General features: G+C 54.9%; 24 protein-coding genes and 1 tRNA gene. 17 read left to right on the forward strand and 8 right to left on the reverse strand.

Annotation, left to right across the window (positions count from 1 at the left end; genetic code table 11):
• Positions 1-82: 82 nt before the first annotated feature.
• The 3 genes from hldE to JTI85_RS18825 all read right to left on the reverse strand — a co-directional run bounded on the left by hldE (position 83) and on the right by JTI85_RS18825 (position 5,810).
• Positions 83-1,516, reverse strand: coding sequence for a bifunctional D-glycero-beta-D-manno-heptose-7-phosphate kinase/D-glycero-beta-D-manno-heptose 1-phosphate adenylyltransferase HldE (gene hldE / locus JTI85_RS18815; protein WP_048213251.1), 1,434 nt, complete (start codon positions 1,514-1,516; stop codon positions 83-85).
• Between the two features lie 59 nt (positions 1,517-1,575).
• Positions 1,576-4,416, reverse strand: a complete 2,841-nt coding sequence (glnE, locus tag JTI85_RS18820) for a bifunctional [glutamate--ammonia ligase]-adenylyl-L-tyrosine phosphorylase/[glutamate--ammonia-ligase] adenylyltransferase (protein WP_219351878.1) — start codon at positions 4,414-4,416, stop codon at positions 1,576-1,578.
• Between the two features lie 92 nt (positions 4,417-4,508).
• Positions 4,509-5,810: an inorganic triphosphatase gene (locus JTI85_RS18825; protein ID WP_219351879.1), complete on the reverse strand. Its 1,302-nt coding sequence runs from the start codon at positions 5,808-5,810 to the stop codon at positions 4,509-4,511.
• A gap of 241 nt (positions 5,811-6,051) precedes the next feature.
• On the opposite strand from JTI85_RS18825, the gene JTI85_RS18830 reads away from it, so the two are divergent.
• Entirely contained in the window at positions 6,052-6,672 is a 621-nt protein-coding gene (locus JTI85_RS18830; RefSeq protein WP_048213254.1) for a TIGR04211 family SH3 domain-containing protein, read from the forward strand.
• A 61-nt stretch (positions 6,673-6,733) separates the two neighbouring features.
• Positions 6,734-7,975, forward strand: coding sequence for a multifunctional CCA addition/repair protein (locus JTI85_RS18835; RefSeq protein ID WP_219351880.1), 1,242 nt, complete (start codon positions 6,734-6,736; stop codon positions 7,973-7,975).
• Between the two features lie 61 nt (positions 7,976-8,036).
• Here JTI85_RS18835 and bacA read toward each other — a convergent pair whose 3' ends face one another.
• The gene (gene bacA, locus JTI85_RS18840; RefSeq protein ID WP_048213256.1) at positions 8,037-8,855 is read right to left on the reverse strand and encodes an undecaprenyl-diphosphate phosphatase; all 819 of its coding nucleotides are present in this window, start codon (positions 8,853-8,855) and stop codon (positions 8,037-8,039) included.
• A 90-nt stretch (positions 8,856-8,945) separates the two neighbouring features.
• Positions 8,946-9,314, reverse strand: a complete 369-nt coding sequence (gene folB / locus JTI85_RS18845) for a bifunctional dihydroneopterin aldolase/7,8-dihydroneopterin epimerase (protein ID WP_115601448.1) — start codon at positions 9,312-9,314, stop codon at positions 8,946-8,948.
• A gap of 106 nt (positions 9,315-9,420) precedes the next feature.
• Here folB and plsY point away from each other — a divergent pair, with 106 nt between their 5' ends.
• Positions 9,421-10,038, forward strand: a complete 618-nt coding sequence (gene plsY, locus JTI85_RS18850) for a glycerol-3-phosphate 1-O-acyltransferase PlsY (RefSeq protein ID WP_003024662.1) — start codon at positions 9,421-9,423, stop codon at positions 10,036-10,038.
• Positions 10,039-10,069: 31 nt separating this feature from the next.
• Here plsY and JTI85_RS18855 read toward each other — a convergent pair whose 3' ends face one another.
• Positions 10,070-11,011 (reverse strand): LysR family transcriptional regulator, encoded by a 942-nt coding sequence (locus tag JTI85_RS18855; protein WP_219351881.1) that lies wholly within the window; start codon positions 11,009-11,011, stop codon positions 10,070-10,072.
• A gap of 212 nt (positions 11,012-11,223) precedes the next feature.
• Here JTI85_RS18855 and ttdA point away from each other — a divergent pair, with 212 nt between their 5' ends.
• The 10 genes from ttdA (at position 11,224) to ureG (ending at position 19,297) form a co-directional block, all read left to right on the forward strand.
• The gene (gene ttdA / locus JTI85_RS18860; RefSeq protein ID WP_219351882.1) at positions 11,224-12,132 is read left to right on the forward strand and encodes a L(+)-tartrate dehydratase subunit alpha; all 909 of its coding nucleotides are present in this window, start codon (positions 11,224-11,226) and stop codon (positions 12,130-12,132) included.
• The gene (gene ttdB, locus JTI85_RS18865) at positions 12,129-12,734 is read left to right on the forward strand and encodes a L(+)-tartrate dehydratase subunit beta (RefSeq protein WP_003828447.1); all 606 of its coding nucleotides are present in this window, start codon (positions 12,129-12,131) and stop codon (positions 12,732-12,734) included. The genes ttdA and ttdB overlap by 4 nt, the downstream gene beginning before the upstream one ends.
• 48 nt (positions 12,735-12,782) lie before the next feature.
• Positions 12,783-14,246 carry an anion permease gene (locus JTI85_RS18870; protein WP_199970308.1) on the forward strand — a complete coding sequence of 488 codons (1,464 nt, stop codon included), beginning with the start codon at positions 12,783-12,785 and terminating at the stop codon, positions 14,244-14,246.
• A 121-nt stretch (positions 14,247-14,367) separates the two neighbouring features.
• Positions 14,368-15,192, forward strand: coding sequence for an urease accessory protein UreD (locus JTI85_RS18875; protein ID WP_199945826.1), 825 nt, complete (start codon positions 14,368-14,370; stop codon positions 15,190-15,192).
• A gap of 10 nt (positions 15,193-15,202) precedes the next feature.
• Positions 15,203-15,505: an urease subunit gamma gene (locus JTI85_RS18880; protein WP_115601442.1), complete on the forward strand. Its 303-nt coding sequence runs from the start codon at positions 15,203-15,205 to the stop codon at positions 15,503-15,505.
• A 9-nt stretch (positions 15,506-15,514) separates the two neighbouring features.
• A complete protein-coding gene (locus tag JTI85_RS18885) occupies positions 15,515-15,835 on the forward strand; it encodes an urease subunit beta (RefSeq protein WP_061068609.1) in 321 nt (106 codons plus the stop codon).
• On the forward strand, positions 15,828-17,531 hold the full coding sequence (ureC, locus tag JTI85_RS18890; RefSeq protein ID WP_219351884.1) for an urease subunit alpha: 1,704 nt from the start codon (positions 15,828-15,830) through the stop codon (positions 17,529-17,531). Before JTI85_RS18885 ends, ureC begins: the two co-directional genes overlap by 8 nt.
• Before the next feature lie 9 nt (positions 17,532-17,540).
• Positions 17,541-17,999, forward strand: coding sequence for an urease accessory protein UreE (gene ureE / locus JTI85_RS18895; protein ID WP_061068611.1), 459 nt, complete (start codon positions 17,541-17,543; stop codon positions 17,997-17,999).
• Complete coding sequence (locus tag JTI85_RS18900; protein WP_219351885.1) at positions 17,999-18,670, forward strand: urease accessory protein UreF; 672 nt, start codon at positions 17,999-18,001, stop codon at positions 18,668-18,670. Before ureE ends, JTI85_RS18900 begins: the two co-directional genes overlap by 1 nt.
• A gap of 9 nt (positions 18,671-18,679) precedes the next feature.
• Entirely contained in the window at positions 18,680-19,297 is a 618-nt protein-coding gene (ureG, locus tag JTI85_RS18905) for an urease accessory protein UreG (RefSeq protein WP_199954570.1), read from the forward strand.
• Between the two features lie 37 nt (positions 19,298-19,334).
• Here ureG and tsaD read toward each other — a convergent pair whose 3' ends face one another.
• A complete protein-coding gene (gene tsaD / locus JTI85_RS18910; RefSeq protein ID WP_003024694.1) occupies positions 19,335-20,348 on the reverse strand; it encodes a tRNA (adenosine(37)-N6)-threonylcarbamoyltransferase complex transferase subunit TsaD in 1,014 nt (337 codons plus the stop codon).
• A 236-nt stretch (positions 20,349-20,584) separates the two neighbouring features.
• Here tsaD and rpsU point away from each other — a divergent pair, with 236 nt between their 5' ends.
• From rpsU to rpoD, 3 genes are all read left to right on the forward strand, one after another.
• Complete coding sequence (gene rpsU, locus JTI85_RS18915) at positions 20,585-20,800, forward strand: 30S ribosomal protein S21 (RefSeq protein ID WP_001144069.1); 216 nt, start codon at positions 20,585-20,587, stop codon at positions 20,798-20,800.
• A gap of 234 nt (positions 20,801-21,034) precedes the next feature.
• The gene (dnaG, locus tag JTI85_RS18920) at positions 21,035-22,780 is read left to right on the forward strand and encodes a DNA primase (protein WP_048213264.1); all 1,746 of its coding nucleotides are present in this window, start codon (positions 21,035-21,037) and stop codon (positions 22,778-22,780) included.
• 232 nt (positions 22,781-23,012) lie between these two features.
• A complete protein-coding gene (gene rpoD / locus JTI85_RS18925) occupies positions 23,013-24,860 on the forward strand; it encodes an RNA polymerase sigma factor RpoD (RefSeq protein WP_003024699.1) in 1,848 nt (615 codons plus the stop codon).
• Between the two features lie 45 nt (positions 24,861-24,905).
• Here the strand turns inward: rpoD and mug are convergent, their stop codons facing one another.
• The gene (gene mug, locus JTI85_RS18930) at positions 24,906-25,412 is read right to left on the reverse strand and encodes a G/U mismatch-specific DNA glycosylase (RefSeq protein WP_047408510.1); all 507 of its coding nucleotides are present in this window, start codon (positions 25,410-25,412) and stop codon (positions 24,906-24,908) included.
• Positions 25,413-25,536: 124 nt separating this feature from the next.
• Here mug and JTI85_RS18935 point away from each other — a divergent pair.
• A tRNA-Ile gene (locus tag JTI85_RS18935) sits at positions 25,537-25,612 on the forward strand.
• The last annotated feature ends 55 nt before the right edge of the window (positions 25,613-25,667 follow it).

Genomic DNA, 25,667 nt, shown 5'->3' on the forward strand with positions numbered 1-25,667 from the left:
CTTTACTTTAGGTCAAAAAAACAGCAGCGTCAACAGCGGGAAACGCACAGAAACGAAAAGTTTGACCCGTTTCCAGCATTTGTTATTTATCGCTGTCTTTCTGGATCTTCTTGATGATATTGGTCGTTGAGCAGCCATCTTCGAAGTTCAGCACCAACACTTCTCCGCCGTTGGCCCATACCTCTTTGCTGCCCGCAATATCTTCTGGCTTATAGTCGCCGCCTTTGACCAGCAGATCCGGCAGGATGCCAGCGATCAGACGCTGCGGCGTATCCTCTTCAAAAGAGACCACCCAGTCGACGGATTCCAGCGCGCCCAACACGATCATGCGCTGTTCCAGCGGGTTGACCGGACGCGTTTCGCCTTTCAGACGTTTCGTGGACGCATCGCTGTTAACCGCCACGATCAGGCGATCGCCCAGCTTGCGCGCATTTGCCAGATAGGAGACATGGCCCGCATGCAGGATGTCGAACACGCCGTTAGTCATCACCACTTTCTCACCGCGCTTGCGGGCGCTGGCGACGGCCTGTTTCAGCTCAGATTCGCTCATCACGCCAAAACCAGTATCAGCCCGACCACGCACGGCGTTTTCCAGTTCAATCGGAGAAACGGTGGAGGTTCCCAGTTTACCGACCACAACACCGGCAGCAGCGTTAGCAAAATAGCACGCCTCTTCCAGCGAATTACCCGCCGCCAGCGTCGCCGCCAGCACGCCGATTACCGTATCGCCCGCACCGGTCACGTCATACACTTCCTGCGCCTGCGTCGGCATATGCAGTGGCGATTTGCCCGGTTGCAGCAACGTCATCCCCTGTTCTGAACGGGTAATCAGCAGTGCGGAAAGGTCGAAATCAGCAATCACTTTCATACCGCGCTCAACCAGTTCATCTTCGCTTTTGCATTTACCGGCTACCGCTTCAAACTCAGACAGGTTCGGCGTTAGCAGCGTTGCGCCGCGGTAACGCTCAAAATCGGTCCCTTTCGGATCGATAAGCACCGGCACGCCAGCCTTACGCGCCAGAGCAATCATTTGCTGCACGCTTGCCAACGCGCCTTTGGCGTAGTCAGAGAGCACCAGAGCGCCGATAGAACCCAGCGCCTGGTTAATTCGCTCGTGCAGCGGTTGCGGATCCACGCCTTCAAAACCTTCTTCGAAATCCAGGCGAATCAACTGCTGGTTACGGGAAAGCACGCGCAGTTTGGTGATTGTCGGATGCGTCGGCACGGAAACGAAGTCGCATTTTACGTTCACATCCGCCAGCGTTTTGCTCAGCGCACGCGCCGCGTCGTCGATACCAGTCAAACCCACCAGACGAGAATTTGCGCCCAGAGAGGCAATGTTCATCGCCACGTTTGCTGCGCCGCCGGGACGTTCTTCGATGGTATCGACCTTCACCACCGGAACCGGCGCTTCAGGTGAAATACGGCTGGTAGGGCCGTACCAGTAGCGATCCAGCATCACATCACCGACAACCATGACTCCTGCACGTTCAAACTCTGGCAGCGTTACTTTCATTCCTGTCTCCTGAGAGATTCTCTGAGGGTCTTAAAATTTGCGCGCGATAATAGCACACTTCACTCGGCAACCAGCCACTTCTGCCAGCTGTCACGCACCAGCGTACGTTCAGCGCTGAAGTGTTCCGCCGCTACATGGCCCGGAAGTTCCTGCAGGGCAAGATGGTGAAGTTCGTCGCGCAGCGTTGTATAAGCGCGGGTAAGCGCCAGCGCTTCCTGCTCATCCATAATGTCGTTTTGCGCCAGCAATTCCAGAATGCGCACGTTATCCGACCAGCGCGTCAGCTTCGGTTTTTCATGCGCATAGCGCAGCACCAGATATTGCGTAATAAATTCAATATCTGTAATGCCACCCTCATCCGCTTTAATATCAAAACGATCCCGATGCTTATTGCCCAAATGGGCGCGCATTTTCTCACGCATTTCACGCACGTCGGTCTGCAAGGTTTTCCCATCACGGACGAGGGTCATGATATCGCGACGAATCGCATCAAACTGAGAGGTCAACTGCGGGTCGCCGTATACCACGCGAGCACGCACCAGCGCCTGATGTTCCCACGTCCAGGCTTCGTTGCGCTGGTAGTCAGCGAAAGCATCTGTTGAGGTCACCAGCATTCCCGCCGCGCCAGACGGACGCAGCCGCGCATCCACTTCGTACAAAATACCGGACGAGGTACGGGTGCTGAAAAGGTGCATAATGCGCTGCGACAGACGCAGATAGAACTGTCGCCCATCAATCTCACGCTCACCGTCCGTCATCACGTCCATCGGGCAATCATGCAGGAAGATCAAATCAAGATCGGAACTGTAGCCCAGTTCCCAGCCGCCCAGTTTGCCATAGCCGACGACGGCAAAACCGCGCCCCTCACGTTCGCCAAGATGGGTAGGTTGCCCGTAGCGAGCAACCATCTGCGTCCACGCCTGCTGGACTACCGCATCGATAATCGCTTCCGCTAGCCAGGTTAAATGGTCGCTCACTTTCATCACTGGCAGCGTACCGGCAATATCAGCCGCCGCAATTCGCAAAAGCTGCGTTTGTTTAAACTGGCGCAGTGCCTCCAGTTGCTGTTCTTCGTCATCTTCCGGTACGCGCAGCAAATACTGGCGCAGCTCATCGCGGTAGGCATCCGTCGCGGTGGGTTGATACAGGGTGTTCGGATCCAGCAGTTCATCGAGCAACAGCGGATAGCGCGCCAGCTGGCTGGCGATCATTGGCGAAGCGGCACAGAGCGAAATCAGGTGCTTAAGCGCTCCAGGGAATTCACTCAGCAGCTCCAGATAGGTCGTGCGGGTCACAATGCCCACCAGCAGCGGTGTGATGCGCGACAGCGGTATTGAGGCGTCGTCACGCGTACAGACATCGCTCAACAGATGCGGCATTAAATGATCCAGCACCTGACGTCCTCGCGGGCCAATGGTGCGTTTATCCAGCTCTTTGCGGAAATCGGCAATCAGAGACAGCACGCGCCGCCGATCTTCATCCGCCAGATGCGTCAGCACTGGCGTGGTGTCATCTTCCTGTAAGGCGTCCTGCCACAATTCACGCCACAGTTCTGAGAGCGACTCTTCCTGGGTTTCGGCCTCGTCATCGCCAATCAGCTCGTTAAATACCCGGCGTACGTTGTCCATATGATTGGCCAGTACATCGGTTAATTGCTGCCAGTCATCAACGTTCATCCCCCACGCCAGTCGCGCGCGATTCAGTTCATCGCCCGGCAGCGTTTGGGTCTGTTCATCATTGATGCTTTGCAGCAGGTTTTCCAGGCGGCGTAAATAGAGATAGGCTGCACGCAGTTGTTCCGCGTCGGTATCAGACAGCAGGTGTAATTCATTGATGGCACTGAGCGTGGGTAACAGCGAGCGGGATTGCAGCGACGGCTCCCGCCCACCGCGAATAAGCTGGAATACCTGCACGATAAATTCGATTTCACGAATGCCGCCCGCCCCCAGCTTAATGTTGTCTTTCAGGCCACGACGGCGTACTTCACGCGCAATCATCCCTTTCATGTTACGCAGCGACTGGATCACGCTAAAATCAATATAGCGACGGAAGACAAAAGGCCGCAGCATCGCGCGAAGCTCGCTGACGTAAGTACCGTCAGAATCGCCCATAATGCGGGCTTTGACCATCGCATAGCGTTCCCAGTCGCGCCCTTGCTCCTGGTAATAATCCTCCAGCGCGGAGAAGCTCAGCACCAGCGGGCCGCTGTCGCCAAACGGGCGTAAACGCATATCCACCCGATAGACAAACCCATCCATTGTGGGCTGATCCAGCACTTTGATAAGCCGCTGGCCCATACGGGTAAAGAACTGCGCGTTATCCAGCTCGCGACGCCCACCCTGTGTGCTGCCGTGTTCCGGCCAGGCAAAAATCAGATCGATATCAGAAGAAAAATTCAGCTCGCCGCCGCCGAGTTTTCCCATACCTAAAATCAGCAGCGGCTGCGCAACACCTTCAGGATTACAGGGCGTACCCCACTCTCGACAGCAGGCGTCATACAACCAGTCGCGTGCGGCGACAATCAGCGTTTCAGCCAGATGGCTTAACTGCTGCAAAATACTCTCTTCGGTCACCAGCGACAGCGTCTGTGCCCAGGCGATACGCACCATAATGCGACGGCGAAACAGGCGTAACTCACGCATCAGTGTGTTTTCGTCACTAACGTCAGCCAATGCTTGCTGCAACCACTCGGCATAGTGTTGCCATTCATCCGCCTGAGGTGGCGCACTTTCCAGCTCAACCAGCCATTCGGGATGGGCAATCATGCTGTCGCGGACAAAATCACTGAATGTAAGCACTGACTTCGCCTGCACGCTAAGCGAGGACTCAGAGATTGCTGCTGGCAGCCGCTCAACAACGGTCGGCCAGTACTGCTGTAACGGTGAAGAGAGCTGCTTCATGTATGGGACATCCTTTGCGTATTGAGGCTCATGGTATGGCCTCGTAGGCCTGATAAGCGCAGCGCCATCAGGCATCCCGGCCTCAACCCTGATTATCGTTTTCCGCTGTGCAGCCAGAACGGCTCCAGCGCGATCGCTTCGTTGCGGAAGTGTTCAATTTCAATATATTGGTTGGCCACAATAGCCCGACGTAAGCCCTGCCAGTTGGCGATCCATTCCGATGCAACATTTTCGTCGTAGTATCCCGCCAGCATCAGCATGCTATCAATATTGCGCGTCAGGCGCGGTAGCTGATCGACGTACTTATCGCCCAACGGCTGAGCAAAAGCGGTTTTCAGTTCAGCGGCATGGCGTGAAAGATGGGTATCAGAGAAGCGCTTAAAGGAGTCGGCAATTTTACCCTGCGCCTTCGCATCCAGGAACGGCTGCCACCCTTTGGTCACCAGCCATTCGGTTAACGCCAGTTTGGCCATTGCCGTTTGGGTGCTGTAAACCGCCGAAATAGCAGAAACGTCCGACGCAATGATCGCTTCCGATTGGGTCAGCAACTCACGTAAGTGAGCGCTCGCTTTTCGTGGCACATTACCGCCAAACAACATCAGAATGTGACGCACCAGACCCATTGCCGCCAGCACCTCGGCTTTCGCCCCTTTGACGCCGCGTACCCACAGCTCTTCATGGTACTGCCACTGTGATAATGCCAGCTCCAGCGCCGCTTCCAGCCCCTGCTCAATGCTCGCCTTCGCCGGAACCTTCAAAATCCGCGTCGGTTTGAGTTCGCGCGGCGCATTCCCCTGAGCCAGATGATAACCGCGCGCTGCTTTGCTCAAACTGCCCTGGCGTAAACCGGTTTGCGAAACCAGCTGGTTTGCCAGCTCCAGTACCGCACGGGTATCGCCGCTTAGCAGTTCAAGTTCAAGCTCACAGATAGGTTCTGCAAACTCGCCCGCTTTCACTTCCCCCAGATCGAGGGCCATTTCAATCCGGCTGCCATCAACATCAACCAACCATTTCTCACGGTAAAAATCGGTGCTGAACAACGGCTGCACTTGAGAAGCAAGTTCAGCGGGCAGCTCGCCATCGGGCCAGACTTCCGTTGGGAACAAGGTGAGATCCAGCTCAGGCGCGTTTAGCGCAACGTTAAATTCCGGTCGCTGGTGCAGTCCGCCCGTCACGCGTCCGGCAATTTTCATGGTCATTTCGTAATGACCGTTTTCACCGCGAATACGCAGCCCCATATTGTGACCACGCAACCACGCATCCGGCGTTTCGTAGTAAATATTCAGCAACTGGCTGGGCGCATGATGCTCTCCCCCCAGCGTATTCAGACGTTCACGTAGCGCATCGACAGCGTCACTATTAACGATAAATTTTAATTCGATTTCCTGGGCCATGGTCTTGTACTTATGGGTTATGTCACAGTTGAGAAAACTGACTGCGAACTAAGTTCGTTCTTTATGGTCAGTAGATAGTATTTTGCGCCAAATTGCCATGCAACGAGCAATTTGACGGGCGTAAAAGTTTCGGGTGGTGGCAAAAAGGACACAGATGATTCCGATTGATGTCGAATGCTTTGCGTAGAGACACTGATGCCACTACTATCGTTCCACTTTCTATGACAATAACGACAGCCTGATGCCAAAATTACGCCTGATTGGATTAACTTTACTCGCACTTAGCGCCACTGCAGTCTCTCATGCCGAAGAGAAGCGCTATGTCTCTGACGAACTGAACACCTGGGTCCGCAGCGGTCCGGGAGATAATTATCGCCTCGTGGGTACGGTTAACGCCGGCGAGGAAGTCACGTTATTACAGACCGATGCCAACACCAACTACGCCCAGGTGAAAGACAGCACCGGACGTACCGCCTGGATCCCACTGAAAGAGCTGAACAGTACGCCAAGCCTGCGTACCCGTGTACCCGATCTGGAAAACCAGGTTAAAACACTGACCGATAAGCTCAATAATATCGATACCACATGGAATCAGCGTACCGCCGATATGCAGCAAAAAGTATCGCAAAGCGACAGCGTGATCGACGGGTTGAAGGAAGAAAACCAGAAGCTGAAGAACGAGCTTATCGTGGCGCAAAAGAAGGTAAGCGCAGCCAACCTTCAGCTTGATGACAAACAGCGTACTATCATCATGCAATGGTTTATGTATGGCGGCGGCGTGCTGGGTCTTGGTCTGCTGCTCGGTCTGGTTCTGCCGCACATGATCCCAAGCCGTAAACGCAAAGATCGCTGGATGAACTGAATCGCCTTCTCCGCCACACTGACATATGATTAAGGGATGTTTTTTTCAAAAGGAAAGTGGCGTGAAGATTTATCTGGTCGGTGGTGCTGTTCGGGATGCGTTATTAGGGCTACCGATTAAAGATAAAGATTGGGTCGTTGTCGGTGCCACGCCGCAGGAGATGCTTGACGCGGGCTATCAGCAGGTAGGCCGCGATTTCCCCGTGTTTCTCCACCCACACTCCCGGGAAGAGTATGCGCTGGCGCGCACCGAACGAAAATCGGGCTCAGGTTACACCGGATTCACCTGTTATGCCGCGCCAGATGTGACGCTGGAAGCCGATCTTCAGCGGCGCGACCTGACCATCAACGCAATGGCCCGCGATGACAACGGGGAGATTATCGACCCGTATAACGGACGCGACGATCTGGAAAACCGCCTGCTGCGTCATGTTTCCCCGGCTTTTAGCGAGGATCCACTGCGCGTTCTGCGCGTGGCGCGCTTTGCTGCTCGCTATGCGCACCTTGGCTTTCGTGTTGCTGATGAAACCATGACGCTGATGCGCAACATGGCCGCCGCTGGAGAGCTGGAACACCTGACGCCAGAACGCGTGTGGAAAGAGACAGAAAGCGCCTTAACCACCCGCAACCCACAGGTATTTTTTCAGGTCCTGCGCGATTGCGATGCCTGCSGCGTGCTGTTCCCGGAAGTAGATGCTCTGTTCGGCGTTCCCGCGCCCGCGCAGTGGCATCCGGAAATTGATACCGGTATTCACACGCTGATGACGCTGTCGATGGCAGCCATGTTAAGTCCGGAGGTCGACGTACGTTTCGCCACGCTGTGTCACGATCTCGGTAAAGCATTAACGCCTAAAGCGCTATGGCCGCGCCACCACGGCCACGGTCCGGCGGGCGTTAAGCTGGTCGAGCAACTGTGTCAGCGCCTGCGCGTGCCGAATGACATCCGCGACTTAGCCAAACTGGTAGCCGAGTTCCACGACCTGATTCATACCTTCCCGATCCTGCAACCGAAAACCATCGTTAAGCTGTTTGATTCCATCGATGCGTGGCGCAAACCGCAGCGCGTGGAGCAAATCGCCCTGACCAGTGAGGCCGACGTGCGTGGGCGAACCGGTTTTGAAGCGGCGGATTACCCGCAAGGCAGGCTGTTGCGCGAAGCCTGGCAGGTTGCGCAGGCGGTACCCACGAAAGATGTCGTGGAAGCGGGATTCAAAGGTCAGGCAATTCGTGAAGAACTGACCCGACGTCGCATCGCGGCGGTGGCCAACTGGAAGGAGAAGCGGTGTCCTAAACCCACCGCCTGAACGGATATCACCCGTAGGCCGGATAAGGCGAAACGCCGCCATCCGGCACCACGGTAAGTCATCAGAAGAACACGACGTAAACGGCAGCCGCCACAACAAAGCGGTAAATCGCAAACGGAATGAACGAGATACGCTTAATCAGCTGCAGAAAGGTTTTGATCGCCACCAGCGCCACAATAAACGCGGTCACAAAGCCGACGGCAAACATTGGGATATCTGATGCGCTAAGGAACGACCAGCTCTTGTAGAGATCCAGCGCCGTCGCGCCCATCATCATCGGCACCGCCAGCAGGAAAGAGAATTCAGAGGCCGCGTAACGGCTCACCCCCATCAGCATACCGCCAGAAATCGTCGCACCGGAACGAGAAAAACCAGGCCATAGCGCCAGACACTGGAAACAGCCAATCATAAACGCCTGTCGATACGTCATATCATCCAGACCCGGCGCGCGCGGCTCTTTCGGTTTCAGGCACTCTGCGACAATCAGCAGCACACCCCCCACCACCAGCGCATACATCACGTTGATCGGATTAAACAGTGACTTGATGGTGTCGTGGAAGACCAGCCCCAGGACAACGGCTGGAATCATCCCCAACAGGATATGCCCCAGCGTCAGCCGACCTTTACCAGTACCTTCATGCGGGGCCTTGCCAAAGTGAATGCCAATTAAACCAAACAGACGTCGCCAGAACATCACCACTACCGCCAGAATGGAACCCAGTTGGATCACGACTTCAAACGTTTTTGCGGTATCGCCCTCAAAACCTAACAAGTGGCCAACAATTATCATATGGCCGGTACTGGAAACGGGTAGGAACTCCGTCAGCCCTTCGACCACACCCAAAATTGCCGCCACCAGCAGCGAGTGCATATCACTCATCAATAAACCCCTAACGAAAGAGAAAAAACACGGCAAAAAAGAGCCGACGTCAGGACTCTTTTATACCCGTTTGATTTAGAAATTATTAAATTAATTATTTTCTTTCAGATTATTGCCACGCTCAATGACGACCCCGACGTTTGCCGCACGGGCCACCGCACCAGGTTTGCTCAGCTTGATGCGCACCCACGGAGAATTAAAGCGGTTAAGTAGCAGATCCGCCACCTCTTCCGCCACACGTTCTACCAGCGCAAAACGCCCGCCTTCCACATGGTTAACAACCGTTTGAGCAATATCAGCATAGCTCAGGCAATCAGCCACATCATCGCTTTTCGCCGCTTTGCGGTTATCCCACGCCATTTCGATATCGAACACCAACTGTTGTTCGATCGTTTGTTCCCAGTCGTAAACACCAATAGTGGTGATTACAGAAAGTTGCTCTATAAATACAATATCCATCACGACCTGCCTGCTTTTTGGCTAACCCGGATACCACTTCCGGCGAAATATGCGTATTATCCACAGAAGTAGCGTTTTACACGACATTTTCAAAACGGAACAGCTTATGAGTGCAATCGCGCCTGGAATGATTATCTTCGCGTACCTCTGTGGCTCAATTTCCAGTGCTATTCTGGTATGCCGCCTTGCTGGATTGCCGGACCCGCGCGACAGCGGCTCTGGGAATCCGGGCGCGACAAACGTGCTGCGCATCGGTGGCAAGGGAGCCGCCGTCGCGGTACTGATTTTCGACGTCCTGAAAGGTATGTTACCCGTCTGGGGTGCCTATGCGCTAGGCGTCAGCCCCTTCTGGCTGGGATTGATCGCAATCGCCGCCTGTCTGGGACACATTTGGCCGGTATTTTTCGGCTTTAAAGGTGGAAAAGGCGTTGCCACCGCCTTTGGCGCAATTGCGCCGATTGGCTGGGACTTAACCGGCGTGATGGCCGGAACCTGGCTACTAACCGTCCTGTTAAGCGGCTATTCGTCGTTAGGCGCTATCGTCAGTGCGCTGATCGCCCCTTTTTACGTCTGGTGGTTCAATCCCCAGTTCACTTTCCCGGTGTCCATGTTGTCGTGCTTAATTCTGCTTCGTCACCATGACAACATTCAGCGTCTGTGGCGTCGTCAGGAGCCGAAGATCTGGACCAAGCTAAAGAAAAAACGCGAAAAAGACCCCGAGTGATTTTATTGTCGGATAGCGACGCATCGGCGTCTTATCCGGCCTCGGGGATGTGATACCCCTCCACCGGCTTGCCTAATCGACGCTGACACCACGTCGCCAGAAACTCCACGCACACGCGAAGCTTCACGCTGCGATACAGCGGCTCCTGATAAACCGCCCAGATATTGGCGCTTTGCGCATAGTCCGGTAGCACCCGCACCAGTTCACCGCTAGCCAGAAACGGTTGTACGTCCCATTCAGAACGCAGCATGATCCCTTTTCCCTGCAGCGCCCACTGCAGCACAATCTCACCGCTGTTAGAGGAAAGATGTCCCGCCACCTTAACCGACTTTTTCTCCTGGCCGTTATCCAGTTCCCACACCCCGTGAGTCATATCCCGTTCTTTGGTGACCAGACAATCATGCCGAATTAATTCCTGTAACGTCATCGGCCCACCGTATTTTTGTAAATACGCCGGGGCTGCGCATAATATCCTTTTATTTTTCGTTAACAAATGAGCAATATAATAATCAGGAATTTCATCATTGATACGAATATCCAAATCGATATTATCCTGCGCCAAATCAATTTGCCGATCGTAAAGTTCAAAATGTACCTGTAATTCAGGATAGCTGTGCATCAATTCGGTAATTGCCGGTGCAATATAACTGCGCCCAAAACCAAAGCTACAGCCGATACGAATCATCCCTGCCGGACGCGTTTTGAGTTGCGTAACGTCATCGACCAGATGTTGATAACCTGCGAGGATCGCCTGCGCGTGTTCATAGCAACGTTGACCACTCTCCGTTAGCGCCACGCCGCGCGCCGAGCGGCTTAGCAACGTAGCCCCTAGTGTGGACTCAAGGATCTGAATGCGCTTCGTCACAAACGCTGGCGTCTGGCCCAGCGTTGCGGCGGCGGCGCTAAAGCTGCCGCTATGAACAATTTCAACCAGCACCTGCAGGTCTTTCGCCAGGGGATACGTGTTCAGCATGATCGGTAATCGGTAATGTGGTTAACCGCAGTGTAATTCTCCCATACGTATTAAACCCTGCCCTGGCGCAATTTTTATTGCCTTATCTGGACATCATTCACGAACTGTTAATTAGATATTCACAGTGCCAAATAATATAAAACCACATTTTTAGTGGTAGTTTGTGGCGGAGAATTTATTTCCAGACAAATAAAAGAACTGGAGTTAATAAGATGAGCAATCAAAATAACCAACAAGCGATAGCTACGCTGACGAACATTGTCGCCGACTTTACCGCCATGATTTCTACCCGCATGCCTGACGATGTTGTGGATAAATTAAAGCAACTGCGTGAAGGCGAAACATCAAAGATGGGTAAAATCATCTACCACACCATGTTTGACAACATGCAGAAAGCTATCGACCTGAATCGTCCGGCCTGTCAGGACACCGGTGAAATCATGTTTTTTGTGAAGGTCGGTTCCCGTTTTCCACACCTCGGCGAACTGCAAAGTATTCTGAAACAGGCCGTTGAAGATGCCACGGTAAAAGCGCCGCTGCGCCATAACGCGGTCGAGATTTTTGACGAAGTGAATACCGGAAAAAATACCGGTACCGGTGTGCCGTGGGTCACCTGGGACATCATCCCTGATAATGATGACGCGGAAATCGAAGTCTACATGGCAGGCGGCGGCTGTACGCTGCCGGGGCGCTCGAAAGTGTTAATGCCTTCTGAAGGCTACGAAGGCGTGGTGAAATTTGTCTTCGAAAATATCTCCACGCTGGCAGTCAACGCCTGTCCGCCGGTGCTGGTGGGCGTAGGTATTGCCACCTCCGTAGAAACCGCTGCCGTGCTTTCGCGTAAAGCGGTGCTGCGCCCAATCGGATCACGCCATCCAAACCCAAAAGCGGCAGAACTGGAACTGCGCCTGGAAGAAGGGCTTAACCGTCTGGGCATTGGGCCGCAAGGGTTGACCGGGAATAGCTCAGTGATGGGCGTGCATATCGAATCCGCCGCGCGCCACCCGTCGACTATCGGCGTTGCCGTCTCTACCGGCTGCTGGGCGCATCGTCGCGGCACGCTGTTGGTTCATGCCGACCTCTCCTTCGAAAACCTGTCTCACACCCGGAGCGCGTTATGAAAAAGATCCTCACAACCCCGATCAAAGCCGAAGATCTGGCAGACATTCGCGTTGGCGATGTCATTTACCTGACCGGTACGCTGGTGACCTGCCGTGACGTTTGCCACCGTCGCCTGATCGAACTGAAGCGCCCGATTCCTTATGACCTGAACGGCAAAGCCATTTTCCATGCGGGCCCGATCGTCCGTAAGAACGGTGAAAAATGGGAGATGGTCTCCGTCGGCCCAACTACCAGCATGCGTATGGAAGCGTTTGAGAAAGACTTTATCGAGCAGACGGGCGTCAAGCTGGTGGTCGGCAAAGGCGGCATGGGACCGCTGACGGAAGAAGGCTGCAAGCAGTTCAAAGCGCTGCACGTCATCTTCCCGGCTGGCTGTGCGGTCGTGGCGGCAACTCAGGTTGAAGAAATTGAAGAGGTACACTGGACTGAACTCGGCATGCCGGAATCTCTGTGGGTATGCCGGGTAAAAGAGTTCGGCCCGCTGATCGTTTCCATCGATACCCACGGTAATAACCTGATTGCCGAAAACAAAAAGCTGTTCGCTGAACGTCGCGATCCTATCGTCGATGAAATCTGCGAGCACGTGCACTACATCAAATAACCCTCCCGGAGGGGCGTAACGCCTCTCCCTCTTCGCAGGGATACAACAATGGCACCTTTAGCTGGTTGGTGGCGATACCTGGCTCCGCTGGTGGTCATCGCCATTATTGCTGTTCTGCCCGTCCCCACCGGTCTTGAGAGTCATACCTGGCTCTATTTTGCCGTCTTTACCGGTGTGATTGTCGGGCTTATTCTGGAACCTGTACCGGGCGCGGTGGTGGCGATGATTGGCATTTCGATCATCGCTGTCCTTTCACCGTGGCTGCTGTTCAGCCCGGAGCAACTCGCGCAGGACGGTTTTAAATTTACCGCCAAATCGCTGTCGTGGGCGGTATCTGGATTCTCAAACTCGGTTATCTGGCTGATCTTCGCGGCCTTTATGTTTGGTACCGGCTATGAAAAAACCGGGCTCGGTCGGCGTATCGCGCTGATGCTGGTGAAAAAGATGGGACACCGGACGCTTTTTCTCGGCTATGCGGTGATGTTCTCAGAGCTGATCCTCGCTCCCGTCACGCCTTCCAACTCCGCGCGCGGAGCCGGAATAATCTACCCGATTATCCGCAACCTGCCGCCGCTGTATAATTCACAACCCAATAGCGCCAGTTCACGCTCCATTGGCTCGTACATCATGTGGATGGGCATTGTCGCTGACTGCGTTACCAGCGCTATTTTCTTAACGGCAATGGCGCCGAATCTGCTGTTGATCGGCCTGATGAAAGGCGCGTCCCACACGGCGCTGAGCTGGGGCGACTGGTTCTTAGGCATGCTGCCGCTGAGCATTTTACTGGTGCTGATCGTGCCGTGGCTGGCGTACGTGCTGTATCCACCGGTGCTGAAATCCGGCGATCAGGTTCCACGTTGGGCGGATACAGAGCTAAAAGCGATGGGACCGCTCTGCGCTCGCGAGAAAAAGATGCTGTTACTGATGGTCGGCGCGCTGGTGCTGTGGATCTTCGGTGGCGATTTTATTGACGCGGCGATGGTCGGATACAGCGTAGTGGCGTTGATGCTGGTTTTGCGCATCATCAACTGGGATGACATCGTCAGCAATAAAGCCGCATGGAACGTCTTTTTCTGGCTGGCCTCGCTGATAACGCTCGCCACCGGACTGAACAACACCGGCTTTATCTCCTGGTTTGGCAAACTGCTGGCGGGAGGGCTGAGCGGCTATTCGCCGGTGATGGTGATGGTAACGCTGATCGTGGTGTTCTATCTGCTGCGTTACTTCTTTGCCAGCGCCACGGCCTATACCTCTGCCCTCGCGCCAATGATGATTGCCGCCGCGCTGGCAATGCCGGAAATCCCGCTACCGGTCTTCTGCCTGATGGTCGGCGCCGCCATTGGTCTGGGCAGCATTCTGACCCCATACGCCACCGGTCCCAGCCCTATCTACTACGGCAGCGGCTATTTGCCGACGGTGGATTACTGGCGGCTCGGCGCTATTTTTGGCCTGATTTTCCTCGTGCTGCTGGTGATCACCGGTCTGCTCTGGATGCCCCTCGTGTTACTGTAAACCCCATTGGGCGGCGTATTGTCGCCCCTTTTTCCATAAGCTTCTCATATGACCCTTTTCCCGATGCGCTGAGGCATACTTTTTTGTATGCAAACACCCTCATGCTGATAAGGGAAACGCTCTGGACACGGTTGCGCACGAGACACTCACACGGGGCTGGCAGGCCGAACTGGATCTGCATTTTACCCGCACCGGGCACAAAACGGTGCTCGCCTCGGCGCGTCATCATGGTCCATTGACGGTTCAGCGTCCGTTTTACCCGGAAGAGGAGGTCTGTCACCTCTATTTGCTGCATCCACCTGCGGGGATCGTTGGCGGAGATGAGCTTCATATTGCCGTCACACTCGACGAAAACAGCCATGCGTTAATCACCCAGCCCGGCGCGGGCAAGTTTTATCGCAGCCGAGGGCCACAAGCGTTGCTGCGCCAGCACTTTACCCTCGCCTCGCACGCCACGCTGGAGTGGCTGCCGCAGGATACAATCCTCTTTCCCGGTGCCAACGCTGTTATTCAGTCTGTATTTCACATCGCATCAGAGAGTCGTTTGCTGGCCTGGGATCTGTTGTGTCTTGGGCGACCGGTTATGCAAGAGACCTTCAGCCACGGCGTGCTGCAAAACCGTCTGGAAGTGTGGCGAGATGACCAGCCGCTGTTGATAGAACGCTTGCAGTTGCAGGAGGGAGAGCTGAGTGGCATTGCGCATCATCCCTGGGTCGGCACGTTGCTGTGTTATCCGGCCAGCGAACACATGCTGGAGGGCACGCGCGAGCGGCTTACACCGCTTGGCGATTACGCCGGGGCAACGCTTAACGACTCGCTACTGACAATCCGTTTTCTTGCCGACGACAACCTGATTGTACAGCGCGTTATGCGTGACATCTGGCAATTCCTGCGCCCGTTGCTGACACACAAAGCGCCTGTGCTACCGCGAATCTGGCAAACCTAAGAGAACCCTTATGGAACTGACTCCCAGAGAAAAAGACAAGTTGTTGCTGTTTACCGCCGCGCTGGTGGCAGAACGTCGCCTGGCCCGCGGGCTGAAGCTGAACTACCCGGAATCGGTGGCGCTGATTAGCGCTTTCATCATGGAAGGCGCGCGCGACGGGCAAACCGTGGCCGCGCTGATGGAGGATGGGCGTCACGTCCTGCGTCGCGATCAGGTGATGGAAGGCATACCGGAAATGATCCCGGATATTCAGGTTGAAGCCACATTTCCGGACGGATCGAAGCTGGTCACCGTCCACAACCCGATCGTCTAAGGAGCGGCAATGATCCCAGGTGAATATCAGATCGCAAAAGGCAATATCGCGCTTAATCAGGGGCGGGAGATCTGTACGATCGTGGTGGAAAATCATGGCGACAGGCCCATCCAGGTGGGATCGCACTATCACTTTTTCGAAGTGAACCCGGCGCTGCGCTTTGACAGGCTGGCCGCACGCGGCTTTCGTCTGAACATTGCTGCGGGCACAGCGGTGCGTTTTGAGCCAGGACAAAAACGCGAAGTCGAACTGGTGCGCGTTGCTGGCGCACAAAGGATCGTCGGGTTTCGCAGTGAGGTGATGGGCGCGCTGGAGGCTAATAATGAGTAAAATTTCCCGGCAGGCGTACGCCGACATGTTTGGCCCAACCACCGGCGATAAAGTGCGCCTGGCGGATACCGACCTGTGGATCGAAGTAGAAAAAGACTTCACCACCTACGGCGAAGAGGTCAAATTCGGCGGCGGCAAAGTGATCCGCGACGGCATGGGCCAGGGGCAAATGCGCACCGATGCATGTGTGGATCTGGTAATAACCAACGCGCTGATCGTCGATCACTGGGGGATCGTGAAAGCGGATATCGGTATCAAAGCCGGCAGGATCTTCGCCATCGGCAAGGCAGGTAATCCCGATATTCAGCCCAACGTTACGATCCCGATAGGCGTGGGAACTGAAGTCATCGCCGGGGAAGGCAAGATCGTCACCGCAGGCGGCGTGGATACGCATATTCACTGGATCTGCCCACAGCAGGCGCAAGAGGCGCTGGTTTCCGGTGTGACAACGATGATCGGCGGCGGCACCGGTCCGGCCGCGGGAACGCACGCCACCACCTGTACGCCGGGTCCGTGGTACATCGCACGCATGCTGCAGGCGGCGGACGCGTTGCCGGTTAACATCGGTTTACTGGGCAAAGGTAACGGCTCAAATCCTGACGCCCTGCGCGAGCAAATCACCGCGGGCGCAATTGGCCTGAAAATCCATGAAGACTGGGGTGCCACGCCTGCCGCTATCGACTGCGCGCTGACCGTGGCCGACGAGATGGACATCCAGGTCGCGCTGCACAGCGACACGCTCAATGAGTCCGGTTTCGTGGAGGATACGCTGGCGGCGATTGGCGAGCGCACCATTCATACTTTTCACACCGAAGGCGCGGGCGGCGGTCATGCGCCAGATATCATCACCGCCTGCGCGCATCCGAATATCCTGCCCTCCTCTACGAACCCGACGCTGCCCTATACCATCAACACCATCGACGAGCACCTCGACATGCTGATGGTTTGCCACCATCTCGATCCGGATATCGCCGAAGACGTGGCCTTTGCCGAATCACGCATTCGCCGGGAAACGATCGCTGCCGAAGATGTGCTGCATGACATTGGCGCCTTTTCCCTGACCTCGTCCGATTCGCAGGCAATGGGGCGCGTGGGCGAAGTGATCCTGCGTACCTGGCAGGTGGCGCACCGCATGAAGGTTCAGCGTGGCCCGTTGGCAGAAGAAACCGGTGACAACGACAACCTGCGCATTAAACGCTACGTCGCCAAATACACCATCAATCCGGCGCTAACCCACGGTATCGCTCATGAAGTCGGCTCCGTTGAGCCTGGCAAACTGGCCGATCTGGTGCTGTGGTCACCGGCATTCTTTGGCGTAAAACCGGCGACGATCGTTAAAGGCGGGATGATCGTCTGTGCGCCGATGGGCGACATCAATGCCTCGATTCCCACCCCGCAGCCGGTGCATTACCGCATGATGTTCGGCGCACTTGGCGCTGCGCGGCATCACACCCGGCTGACCTTTATTTCGCAGGCCGCTGACGCGCAAAACATCGCGCAGCAGCTCAATCTGCAAAGCGCCATCGCCGTCGTCAAAGGCTGCAGAACGGTGAAAAAGGCTGACATGATCCACAACGACCTGCAACCCAATATCACCGTCGATGCTCAGACCTACGAGGTGCGTATTGATGGCGAACTGATTACCAGCGAACCGGCAAACGTTTTGCCGATGGCGCAACGCTATTTTCTGTTTTGAGGAGTGACGATGATCTACCTGACCCAACGCCTGGACCACGCTCACCGCGTCACCGCAAGCGTCACGCTACCCATTGATATGCGAGTAAAAAGTCGTGCCAGAGTGGCGCTGAACGACGGTCGCGAAGCCGGGCTGATGCTACCGCGCGGTTTGCTGTTACGCGGTGGCGACCTGCTGACCACCGACGATGGCAGCGAAGTGATCGAAGTGATCGCCGCGCCGGAGTCGGTTTCCGTGGTGCGCTGCGCCGATCCTTTCCTGCTCGCCAAAGCCTGTTATCACCTCGGCAATCGCCACGTTCCGCTGCAAATCCTGCCCGATGAGCTGCGCTACCACCACGATCACGTGCTGGACGCCATGCTGCGACAGTTCAACCTCGAGGTGGCCTTTGCTCAACTACCGTTTGAACCGGAAGCAGGCGCTTATGCCAGTGAATCACACGGGCATCATCACGGCCATGCGCACTGATGCATAACACCCAACAGCTGCGTCTGATGCAGCTCGCCAGCAGCGCACTCCCGGTGGGGTCGTTTACCTGGTCCCAGGGCCTGGAGTGGGCGGTAGAGATTGGCTGGGTGAAAAGCATCGATGAATTCTCTGACTGGCAAATTCAGCAGATGGAGCAGAACTTTTTTACCGTCGACCTACCGCTGCTGGCGAGACTGTATCGCGCCTGCGAGCAGGACGATCTCGCTGCCGCACGCCGCTGGAACGCTTACCTGTTGGCCTGTCGGGAAACCCGCGAACTGCGGGATGAAGAACGCAGCCGGGGCGCGGCGTTTACGCGGCTGGTCACCGACTGGGAGGCGGATTGCTCGCGAGAGTGGCGCACTCTCTTCGCCGACAGCCAGCTTTGCGGCATGGCCTGGCTGGCCGTGCGGTGGAGAATACCCCTGACCGAGCTGGCGTTAAGCCTCGGCTACAGCTGGATTGAGAGCGCAGTGATGGCTGGCGTCAAACTGGTTCCCTTTGGTCAGCAGGCAGCCCAGCGTTTGATTATTGCGCTCTGCGATCGCTATGCGCAGGGTCTGGCACAGGCGCTGGCGACGCCTGACGCCAGTCTCGGCTCCGCAACGCCGTTGGCCGCCATCGCCTCTGCCCGGCATGAAACGCAATATTCCCGATTATTCCGCTCCTGAGGAGAAAAAATGAGTAACAGCAAGCATCCCCTGCGCGTAGGCGTTGGCGGCCCGGTCGGTTCCGGCAAAACGGCGCTGCTGGAAGCGTTATGCAAAGCCATGCGCAGCAGCTATCAACTGGCGGTGGTCACCAACGATATCTACACCAAAGAAGATCAACGCATTCTCACCGAGGCGGGCGCACTGGAGCCAGACAGGATCGTCGGTGTGGAAACCGGCGGTTGCCCGCATACCGCCATCCGCGAAGATGCATCGATGAATCTGGCTGCCGTAGAGGCGTTAAGCGAGAAATTCGGCAATCTGGATCTGATTTTTGTGGAAAGCGGCGGCGATAACCTGAGCGCCACCTTCAGTCCGGAATTAGCGGATCTGACAATCTATGTGATCGACGTTGCCGAAGGCGAGAAGATCCCGCGTAAGGGAGGCCCGGGGATCACTAAATCCGATTTTCTGGTGATCAATAAAACCGATCTGGCCCCTTACGTCGGCGCCTCGCTGGAGGTGATGGAACGCGATACCCTGCGTATGCGCGGCGAGCGTCCGTGGACGTTCAGTAATTTAAAATCCGGAGAGGGTCTGGAAAAAATTATCGCGTTTCTGGAAGAGAAAGGAATGCTGCGGATATAGCGTATTGCCCGGTAACATTGCGCCACCGGGCAAAAAATCACGCCGCCGGTAATTCCGCCAGTGGCCAGCGTGGACGCACGGTCACGCCAAGATCCGCCGTTGCGCCTGCTTTAAAACGCACCATGCCCGCGTAGGCGATCATCGCCCCGTTGTCGGTACAAAATTCCGGACGCGCGTAAAATACTTCGCCACGACGTTTTTGCATCATCTCGGCCAGTTTTGCGCGTAGTGTACGGTTAGCGCTCACGCCCCCCGCCATCACCAGACGTTTAAAACCGGTTTGATCCAGCGCGCGTTTACACTTGATCATCAGCGTATCAACTACCGCATCTTCAAAGGCTCGGGCGATATCTGCGCGCGTCTGATCGTCATTTTCGTTATTACGAATGGTATTCGCGGCAAAGGTTTTCAGCCCGGAGAAGCTGAAATCCAGCCCCGGACGGTCGGTCATCGGGCGCGGGAAGACAAAGCGTTTTTCAACGCCTTGCGAGGCAAGCTTTGACAGCATTGGGCCGCCAGGATAATCCAGCCCCAGCAGCTTGGCGGTTTTGTCGAACGCTTCGCCAGCAGCATCATCAATCGATTCGCCGAGTAATTCATACTGACCGATACCGGTGACGCTAATCAGCTGCGTGTGACCGCCAGAAACCAGCAGCGCGACGAACGGAAAAGCAGGAGGATTATCTTCCAGCATCGGCGCCAGCAGATGACCTTCCATATGGTGTACAGGAATCGCCGGCACGCCCCAGGCGAACGCCAGGGAGCGTCCTACGGTTGCGCCAACCAGCAGCGCGCCAACCAAACCAGGACCTGCGGTATACGCTACCGCATCAATCTCTTTTGCCGTCAGTCCCGCCTCTTTCAGCGCGGCCTGGATCAGCGGTACGGTTTTACGTACGTGATCGCGCGAGGCCAGTTCTGGCACTACGCCGCCGTAGTCAGCGTGTAATTTCACCTGACTATACAATTGGTTGGCTAAAAGACCTTTTTCATCGTCGTAAATGGCGATGCCGGTTTCATCGCAGGATGTTTCAATACCCAGTACACGCATGACTTGTTTTACCTCGCTCTATTACCGCGCAGTGTAGGACCAATGCGGGTTGATGTAAAACTTTGTTCGCCCCAGGAGTTCCGCTCGTGTATACTCCTTGTCCTTATAAAAGTCCCTTTCAAAATCGCGTCGGTGCTTTACAAAGCAGCAGCAATTGCAGTAAAATTCCGCACCATTTTGAAATAAGCTGGCGTTGATGCCAGCGGCAAACCGAATTTATTAAAGGTGAGAGTTACATGCCGGTAATTAAAGTACGTGAAAACGAGCCGTTCGACGTAGCACTGCGTCGCTTCAAGCGTTCATGCGAAAAAGCAGGTGTTCTGGCGGAAGTTCGTCGTCGTGAGTTCTATGAAAAACCGACTACCGAACGTAAGCGCGCTAAAGCTTCTGCTGTGAAACGTCACGCGAAGAAACTGGCTCGCGAAAACGCACGCCGTACTCGTCTGTACTAATCTATTGAGAGCCAAAGCTCTCAATTCAGACTGAGTTGTAGTTGTAAGGCCGTGCTTCCGGAAGGAATGCGCGGCTTATTTTCGTTTATGCATTGGCATATACACAAAATCATTCAGTATGCATCAAGGCGGCAAGTGAGTGAAGCCCCGGAGCTTACATAAGTAAGTGACAGGGGTGAGCGAGCGCAGCCAACACAGAGGCAGGCTGAAGGATGAAGTGTATAAAAGGGGCATATGGCTGGACGAATTCCACGCGTATTTATCAATGACCTGCTGGCAAGAACCGACATCGTCGATCTCATCGACGCGCGGGTAAAGCTGAAAAAGCAGGGCAAAAATTATCACGCGTGCTGTCCGTTCCATAACGAAAAAACCCCCTCTTTCACCGTAAACGGTGAAAAACAGTTTTATCACTGCTTTGGGTGTGGCGCGCACGGCAACGCCGTCGACTTTCTCATGAACTACGACAAGCTCGAGTTTGTGGAAACCGTCGAAGAACTGGCCGCAATGCACAACCTTGAAGTGCCCTATGAAGCAGGCAGTGGCCCCAGTCAGATAGAGCGCCATCAACGGCAAAGCCTTTATCAATTGATGGACGGCCTGAACACTTTTTATCAACAGTCTTTGATGCAGCCCGCCGCTACCCCTGCGCGCCAGTACCTGGAAAAGCGAGGATTAAGTAGCGACGTTATCACCCGTTTTGCTATTGGTTTTGCGCCCCCCGGCTGGGACAACGTCCTGAAACGGTTTGGCGGTAATGCTGAGAATCGCAAATCGCTGGTCGATGCGGGGATGTTGGTTACCAACGATCAGGGACGCAGTTACGATCGCTTTCGCGAACGGGTGATGTTCCCCATCCGCGACAAACGTGGTCGGGTCATTGGTTTTGGTGGACGCGTGCTGGGCGATGCCCTGCCGAAGTATCTGAACTCCCCGGAAACCGATATTTTCCATAAAGGTCGCCAGCTGTATGGCCTTTATGAAGCCCAGCAGGATAACGCCGATCCGCAGCGCCTGTTAGTGGTAGAAGGCTATATGGATGTGGTGGCGCTGGCGCAATACGGCATTAACTACGCCGTGGCATCCCTTGGGACATCCACCACCGCCGATCACATTCAGCTGTTGTTCCGCGCGACGAACAACGTAATTTGCTGTTACGACGGCGACCGCGCCGGGCGCGACGCAGCATGGCGCGCGCTGGAAACCGCACTGCCCTATATGACAGACGGACGCCAGCTACGCTTTATGTTTTTACCTGACGGCGAAGATCCCGATACGCTGGTGCGTAAAGAAGGGAAAGAGGCCTTTGAAGCCCGGATGGAGCAGGCGCTGCCGCTCTCTGCGTTTTTATTTAACAGCCTGTTGCCGCAGGTGGATTTGAGTACCCCAGACGGACGTGCACAGCTCAGCACGCTGGCATTACCGCTGATTACTCAGGTACCAGGCGAAACGTTGCGCATTTACCTGCGACAGGAGTTGGGAAACAAGCTCGGCATTCTGGATGACAGCCAGCTTGAACGTTTAATGCCAAAACTGGCAGAAAATGGGGCTTCCCGCCCGGTTCCACAGCTAAAACGTACGACCATGCGTATACTTATAGGGTTACTGGTGCAAAACCCGGAGCTCGCCCCGCTGGTTCCACCGTTAGGCGCACTGGATAGCAATAAGCTGCCTGGACTTGGCTTATTCAGAGAACTGGTCAACACTTGTCTGGCTCAGCCAGGTCTGACCACCGGACAACTTTTAGAACACTACCGTGGCACAAATGATGCTGCGACCCTTGAAAAACTGTCGATGTGGGACGATATAGCAGATAAAGATATCGCAGAAAAAACCTTCACCGACTCACTCAACCATATGTTTGATTCGATGCTTGAACTGCGCCAGGAAGAGTTGATAGCTCGTGAGCGCACACACGGTTTAAGCAGCGAAGAACGCCGGGAACTCTGGACGCTGAACCAGGAACTGGCCAGGAAATAAGAGAAAGACAAAATCATTCGCGTTGTATCAAGGCAGCAAGTAAACGAACTCAGCTAACGCAGAGACAACGTGAAGGATGAAGTATTTAACGGCTTAACTGCCGAATATCGATCGGGAAGCCCCCGACAGCCGCACGGAGAGGCAGCGGCAAAATATAAGTATGCCCTCGTTTTGCCGTTGGCGGTTTTACCGCCCAACACCAATCAAACGAATTAAGTGTGGATACCGTCTTATGGAGCAAAACCCGCAGTCACAGCTGAAGCTTCTTGTCCAACGTGGTAAGGAGCAAGGCTATCTGACCTATGCCGAGGTCAATGACCATCTGCCGGAAGATATCGTCGATTCAGATCAAATCGAAGACATCATCCAAATGATCAATGACATGGGTATTCAGGTGATGGAAGAAGCACCTGATGCCGATGATCTGCTGCTTGCTGAAACCTCCAACAGCACCGATGAAGACGCGGAAGAAGCGGCTGCCCAGGTTCTGTCCAGCGTTGAGTCCGAAATCGGTCGTACAACTGACCCGGTCCGCATGTACATGCGTGAAATGGGCACCGTTGAACTGTTAACCCGCGAAGGCGAAATCGACATAGCTAAACGCATCGAAGACGGGATTAACCAGGTTCAATGCTCCGTTGCCGAATACCCGGAAGCTATCACCTACCTGCTTGAGCAGTACGATCGCGTAGAAGCTGAAGAAGCACGTCTTTCCGATCTGATCACCGGCTTTGTCGATCCAAACGCGGAAGAAGACATGGCGCCAACGGCGACCCACGTCGGTTCTGAACTCTCTCAGGAAGAGATGGATGACGATGAAGACGAAGATGAAGAAGATGGCGACGACGACAGCAGCGATGACGACAACAGCATCGACCCTGAGTTAGCGCGTGAAAAATTCGGTGAACTGCGTACTCAGTACGAAATCACTCGCGACACCATCAAAGCGAAAGGCCGCAGCCATGCTGCCGCGCAGGAAGAAATTCAGAAGCTGTCCGAAGTGTTCAAACAGTTCCGCCTGGTGCCGAAGCAGTTCGACTACCTGGTAAACAGCATGCGCGTCATGATGGACCGCGTGCGTACTCAGGAACGTCTGATCATGAAGCTCTGCGTTGAGCAGTGCAAAATGCCGAAGAAAAACTTCATCACCCTGTTCACTGGCAACGAAACCAGCGAAACCTGGTTCAACGCGGCAATCGCGATGAACAAACCGTGGTCTGAAAAACTGCACGATGTGGCAGATGACGTTCACCGCGGCCTGCAGAAACTGCAGCAGATTGAAGAAGAAACCGGTCTGACCATCGAGCAGGTTAAAGACATCAACCGTCGCATGTCCATTGGTGAAGCGAAAGCCCGCCGTGCGAAAAAAGAGATGGTTGAAGCGAACTTACGTCTGGTTATCTCTATCGCTAAAAAATACACCAACCGTGGCTTGCAGTTCCTGGATCTGATTCAGGAAGGTAACATCGGTCTGATGAAAGCGGTTGATAAGTTTGAATACCGTCGTGGTTACAAGTTCTCCACCTATGCAACCTGGTGGATCCGTCAGGCGATCACCCGTTCGATCGCGGATCAGGCGCGTACCATCCGTATCCCGGTACATATGATTGAGACTATCAACAAGCTCAACCGTATCTCCCGTCAGATGCTGCAAGAGATGGGCCGCGAGCCGACACCGGAAGAGCTGGCTGAACGCATGCTGATGCCAGAAGACAAGATCCGTAAAGTGCTGAAGATCGCCAAAGAGCCTATCTCCATGGAAACGCCGATCGGCGACGATGAAGATTCGCATCTGGGTGATTTCATCGAGGATACCACCCTCGAGCTACCGCTGGACTCCGCGACCACCGAGAGCCTGCGTGCCGCAACGCATGACGTTCTGGCTGGCCTGACCGCTCGTGAAGCGAAAGTTCTGCGTATGCGTTTCGGTATCGATATGAACACTGACCACACGCTGGAAGAAGTCGGTAAACAGTTCGATGTTACCCGTGAACGTATCCGTCAGATCGAAGCGAAAGCGCTGCGTAAACTGCGCCACCCGAGCCGCTCTGAAGTACTGCGTAGCTTCCTCGACGATTAATCTCGCCAAATAAGCATAAACGCCACCGCAAGGTGGCGTTTTTCTTTATAGTCCCCGCCTGAGCAGGGCGTCGTTCACTTCCCGATACGCTTCCACCAGTTTATCCAGCGTGATCCGGCTTAACCCGCTGGGATTCGGCAATACCCATATTTGCGTCGCGCCAATGGTCAGCGTCTGTTTTCCCCACTGCGCTCCACGCTGGCTAAGACCCTGCTCAAAGGCCTGCTTCCCGAGGATAGCGAGCGCGGCTGGCTGATACTCTTCTATTTTCTCAATGAGCAGACGACCGCCGCTACGCATCTCTTGTAGCTTTACCTCATTGGCTTGCACCGTTGGTCTGTCGACAAATTTCGTCACGCCGCAGCGGAAGTCCAGCAGATGCTGTGCCTCTTCAGGTTTAAGCTGGCGATCGGTAAATCCCGCCTGATGGATGACCTTCCAGAAGCGATTAGCGGGGTGTGCAAAGGGGAATCCTGTACCTGCGGAAGAGAGCCCCGGATTAATGCCGCAAAACACCACCCGCAGCCCCGGCGCCAGTATGTCCTTAACCATAATTACTCCGAACAATACATCAAGGGACAAGTATAACGGACTGAAAATACATTGTTTATAAAAACAGCATCCGTACGCTTATGTCTGGATTGCAACGCGGAGTTACTTTATAATCCACCGCCACGGCCCCTTAGCTCAGTGGTTAGAGCAGGCGACTCATAATCGCTTGGTCGCTGGTTCAAGTCCAGCAGGGGCCACCAAATTTTAGCTTTATAATCATATAATTAAGCCACTCTAGCGAGTGGCTTTTTTGTT

Source organism: Citrobacter sp. Colony219, from assembly GCF_019382635.1.
Lineage (GTDB): Bacteria > Pseudomonadota > Gammaproteobacteria > Enterobacterales > Enterobacteriaceae > Citrobacter > Citrobacter youngae.

Coding starts and splice junctions, on each gene's coding strand:
- ttdA (WP_219351882.1), top strand. CDS start 11,224: ATGAGCAATCAAAATAACCAACAAGCGATAGCTACGCTGACGAACATT.
- bacA (WP_048213256.1), bottom strand. CDS start 8,855: ATGAGTGATATGCACTCGCTGCTGGTGGCGGCAATTTTGGGTGTGGTC.
- tsaD (WP_003024694.1), bottom strand. CDS start 20,348: ATGCGTGTACTGGGTATTGAAACATCCTGCGATGAAACCGGCATCGCC.
- rpoD (WP_003024699.1), top strand. CDS start 23,013: ATGGAGCAAAACCCGCAGTCACAGCTGAAGCTTCTTGTCCAACGTGGT.
- mug (WP_047408510.1), bottom strand. CDS start 25,412: ATGGTTAAGGACATACTGGCGCCGGGGCTGCGGGTGGTGTTTTGCGGC.
- ttdB (WP_003828447.1), top strand. CDS start 12,129: ATGAAAAAGATCCTCACAACCCCGATCAAAGCCGAAGATCTGGCAGAC.
- rpsU (WP_001144069.1), top strand. CDS start 20,585: ATGCCGGTAATTAAAGTACGTGAAAACGAGCCGTTCGACGTAGCACTG.
- JTI85_RS18830 (WP_048213254.1), top strand. CDS start 6,052: ATGCCAAAATTACGCCTGATTGGATTAACTTTACTCGCACTTAGCGCC.
- glnE (WP_219351878.1), bottom strand. CDS start 4,416: ATGAAGCAGCTCTCTTCACCGTTACAGCAGTACTGGCCGACCGTTGTT.
- hldE (WP_048213251.1), bottom strand. CDS start 1,516: ATGAAAGTAACGCTGCCAGAGTTTGAACGTGCAGGAGTCATGGTTGTC.
- JTI85_RS18825 (WP_219351879.1), bottom strand. CDS start 5,810: ATGGCCCAGGAAATCGAATTAAAATTTATCGTTAATAGTGACGCTGTC.
- JTI85_RS18855 (WP_219351881.1), bottom strand. CDS start 11,011: ATGCTGAACACGTATCCCCTGGCGAAAGACCTGCAGGTGCTGGTTGAA.
- dnaG (WP_048213264.1), top strand. CDS start 21,035: ATGGCTGGACGAATTCCACGCGTATTTATCAATGACCTGCTGGCAAGA.
- plsY (WP_003024662.1), top strand. CDS start 9,421: ATGAGTGCAATCGCGCCTGGAATGATTATCTTCGCGTACCTCTGTGGC.
- ureE (WP_061068611.1), top strand. CDS start 17,541: ATGATCTACCTGACCCAACGCCTGGACCACGCTCACCGCGTCACCGCA.
- folB (WP_115601448.1), bottom strand. CDS start 9,314: ATGGATATTGTATTTATAGAGCAACTTTCTGTAATCACCACTATTGGT.
- JTI85_RS18870 (WP_199970308.1), top strand. CDS start 12,783: ATGGCACCTTTAGCTGGTTGGTGGCGATACCTGGCTCCGCTGGTGGTC.
- JTI85_RS18880 (WP_115601442.1), top strand. CDS start 15,203: ATGGAACTGACTCCCAGAGAAAAAGACAAGTTGTTGCTGTTTACCGCC.
- ureC (WP_219351884.1), top strand. CDS start 15,828: ATGAGTAAAATTTCCCGGCAGGCGTACGCCGACATGTTTGGCCCAACC.
- JTI85_RS18885 (WP_061068609.1), top strand. CDS start 15,515: ATGATCCCAGGTGAATATCAGATCGCAAAAGGCAATATCGCGCTTAAT.
- JTI85_RS18900 (WP_219351885.1), top strand. CDS start 17,999: ATGCATAACACCCAACAGCTGCGTCTGATGCAGCTCGCCAGCAGCGCA.
- ureG (WP_199954570.1), top strand. CDS start 18,680: ATGAGTAACAGCAAGCATCCCCTGCGCGTAGGCGTTGGCGGCCCGGTC.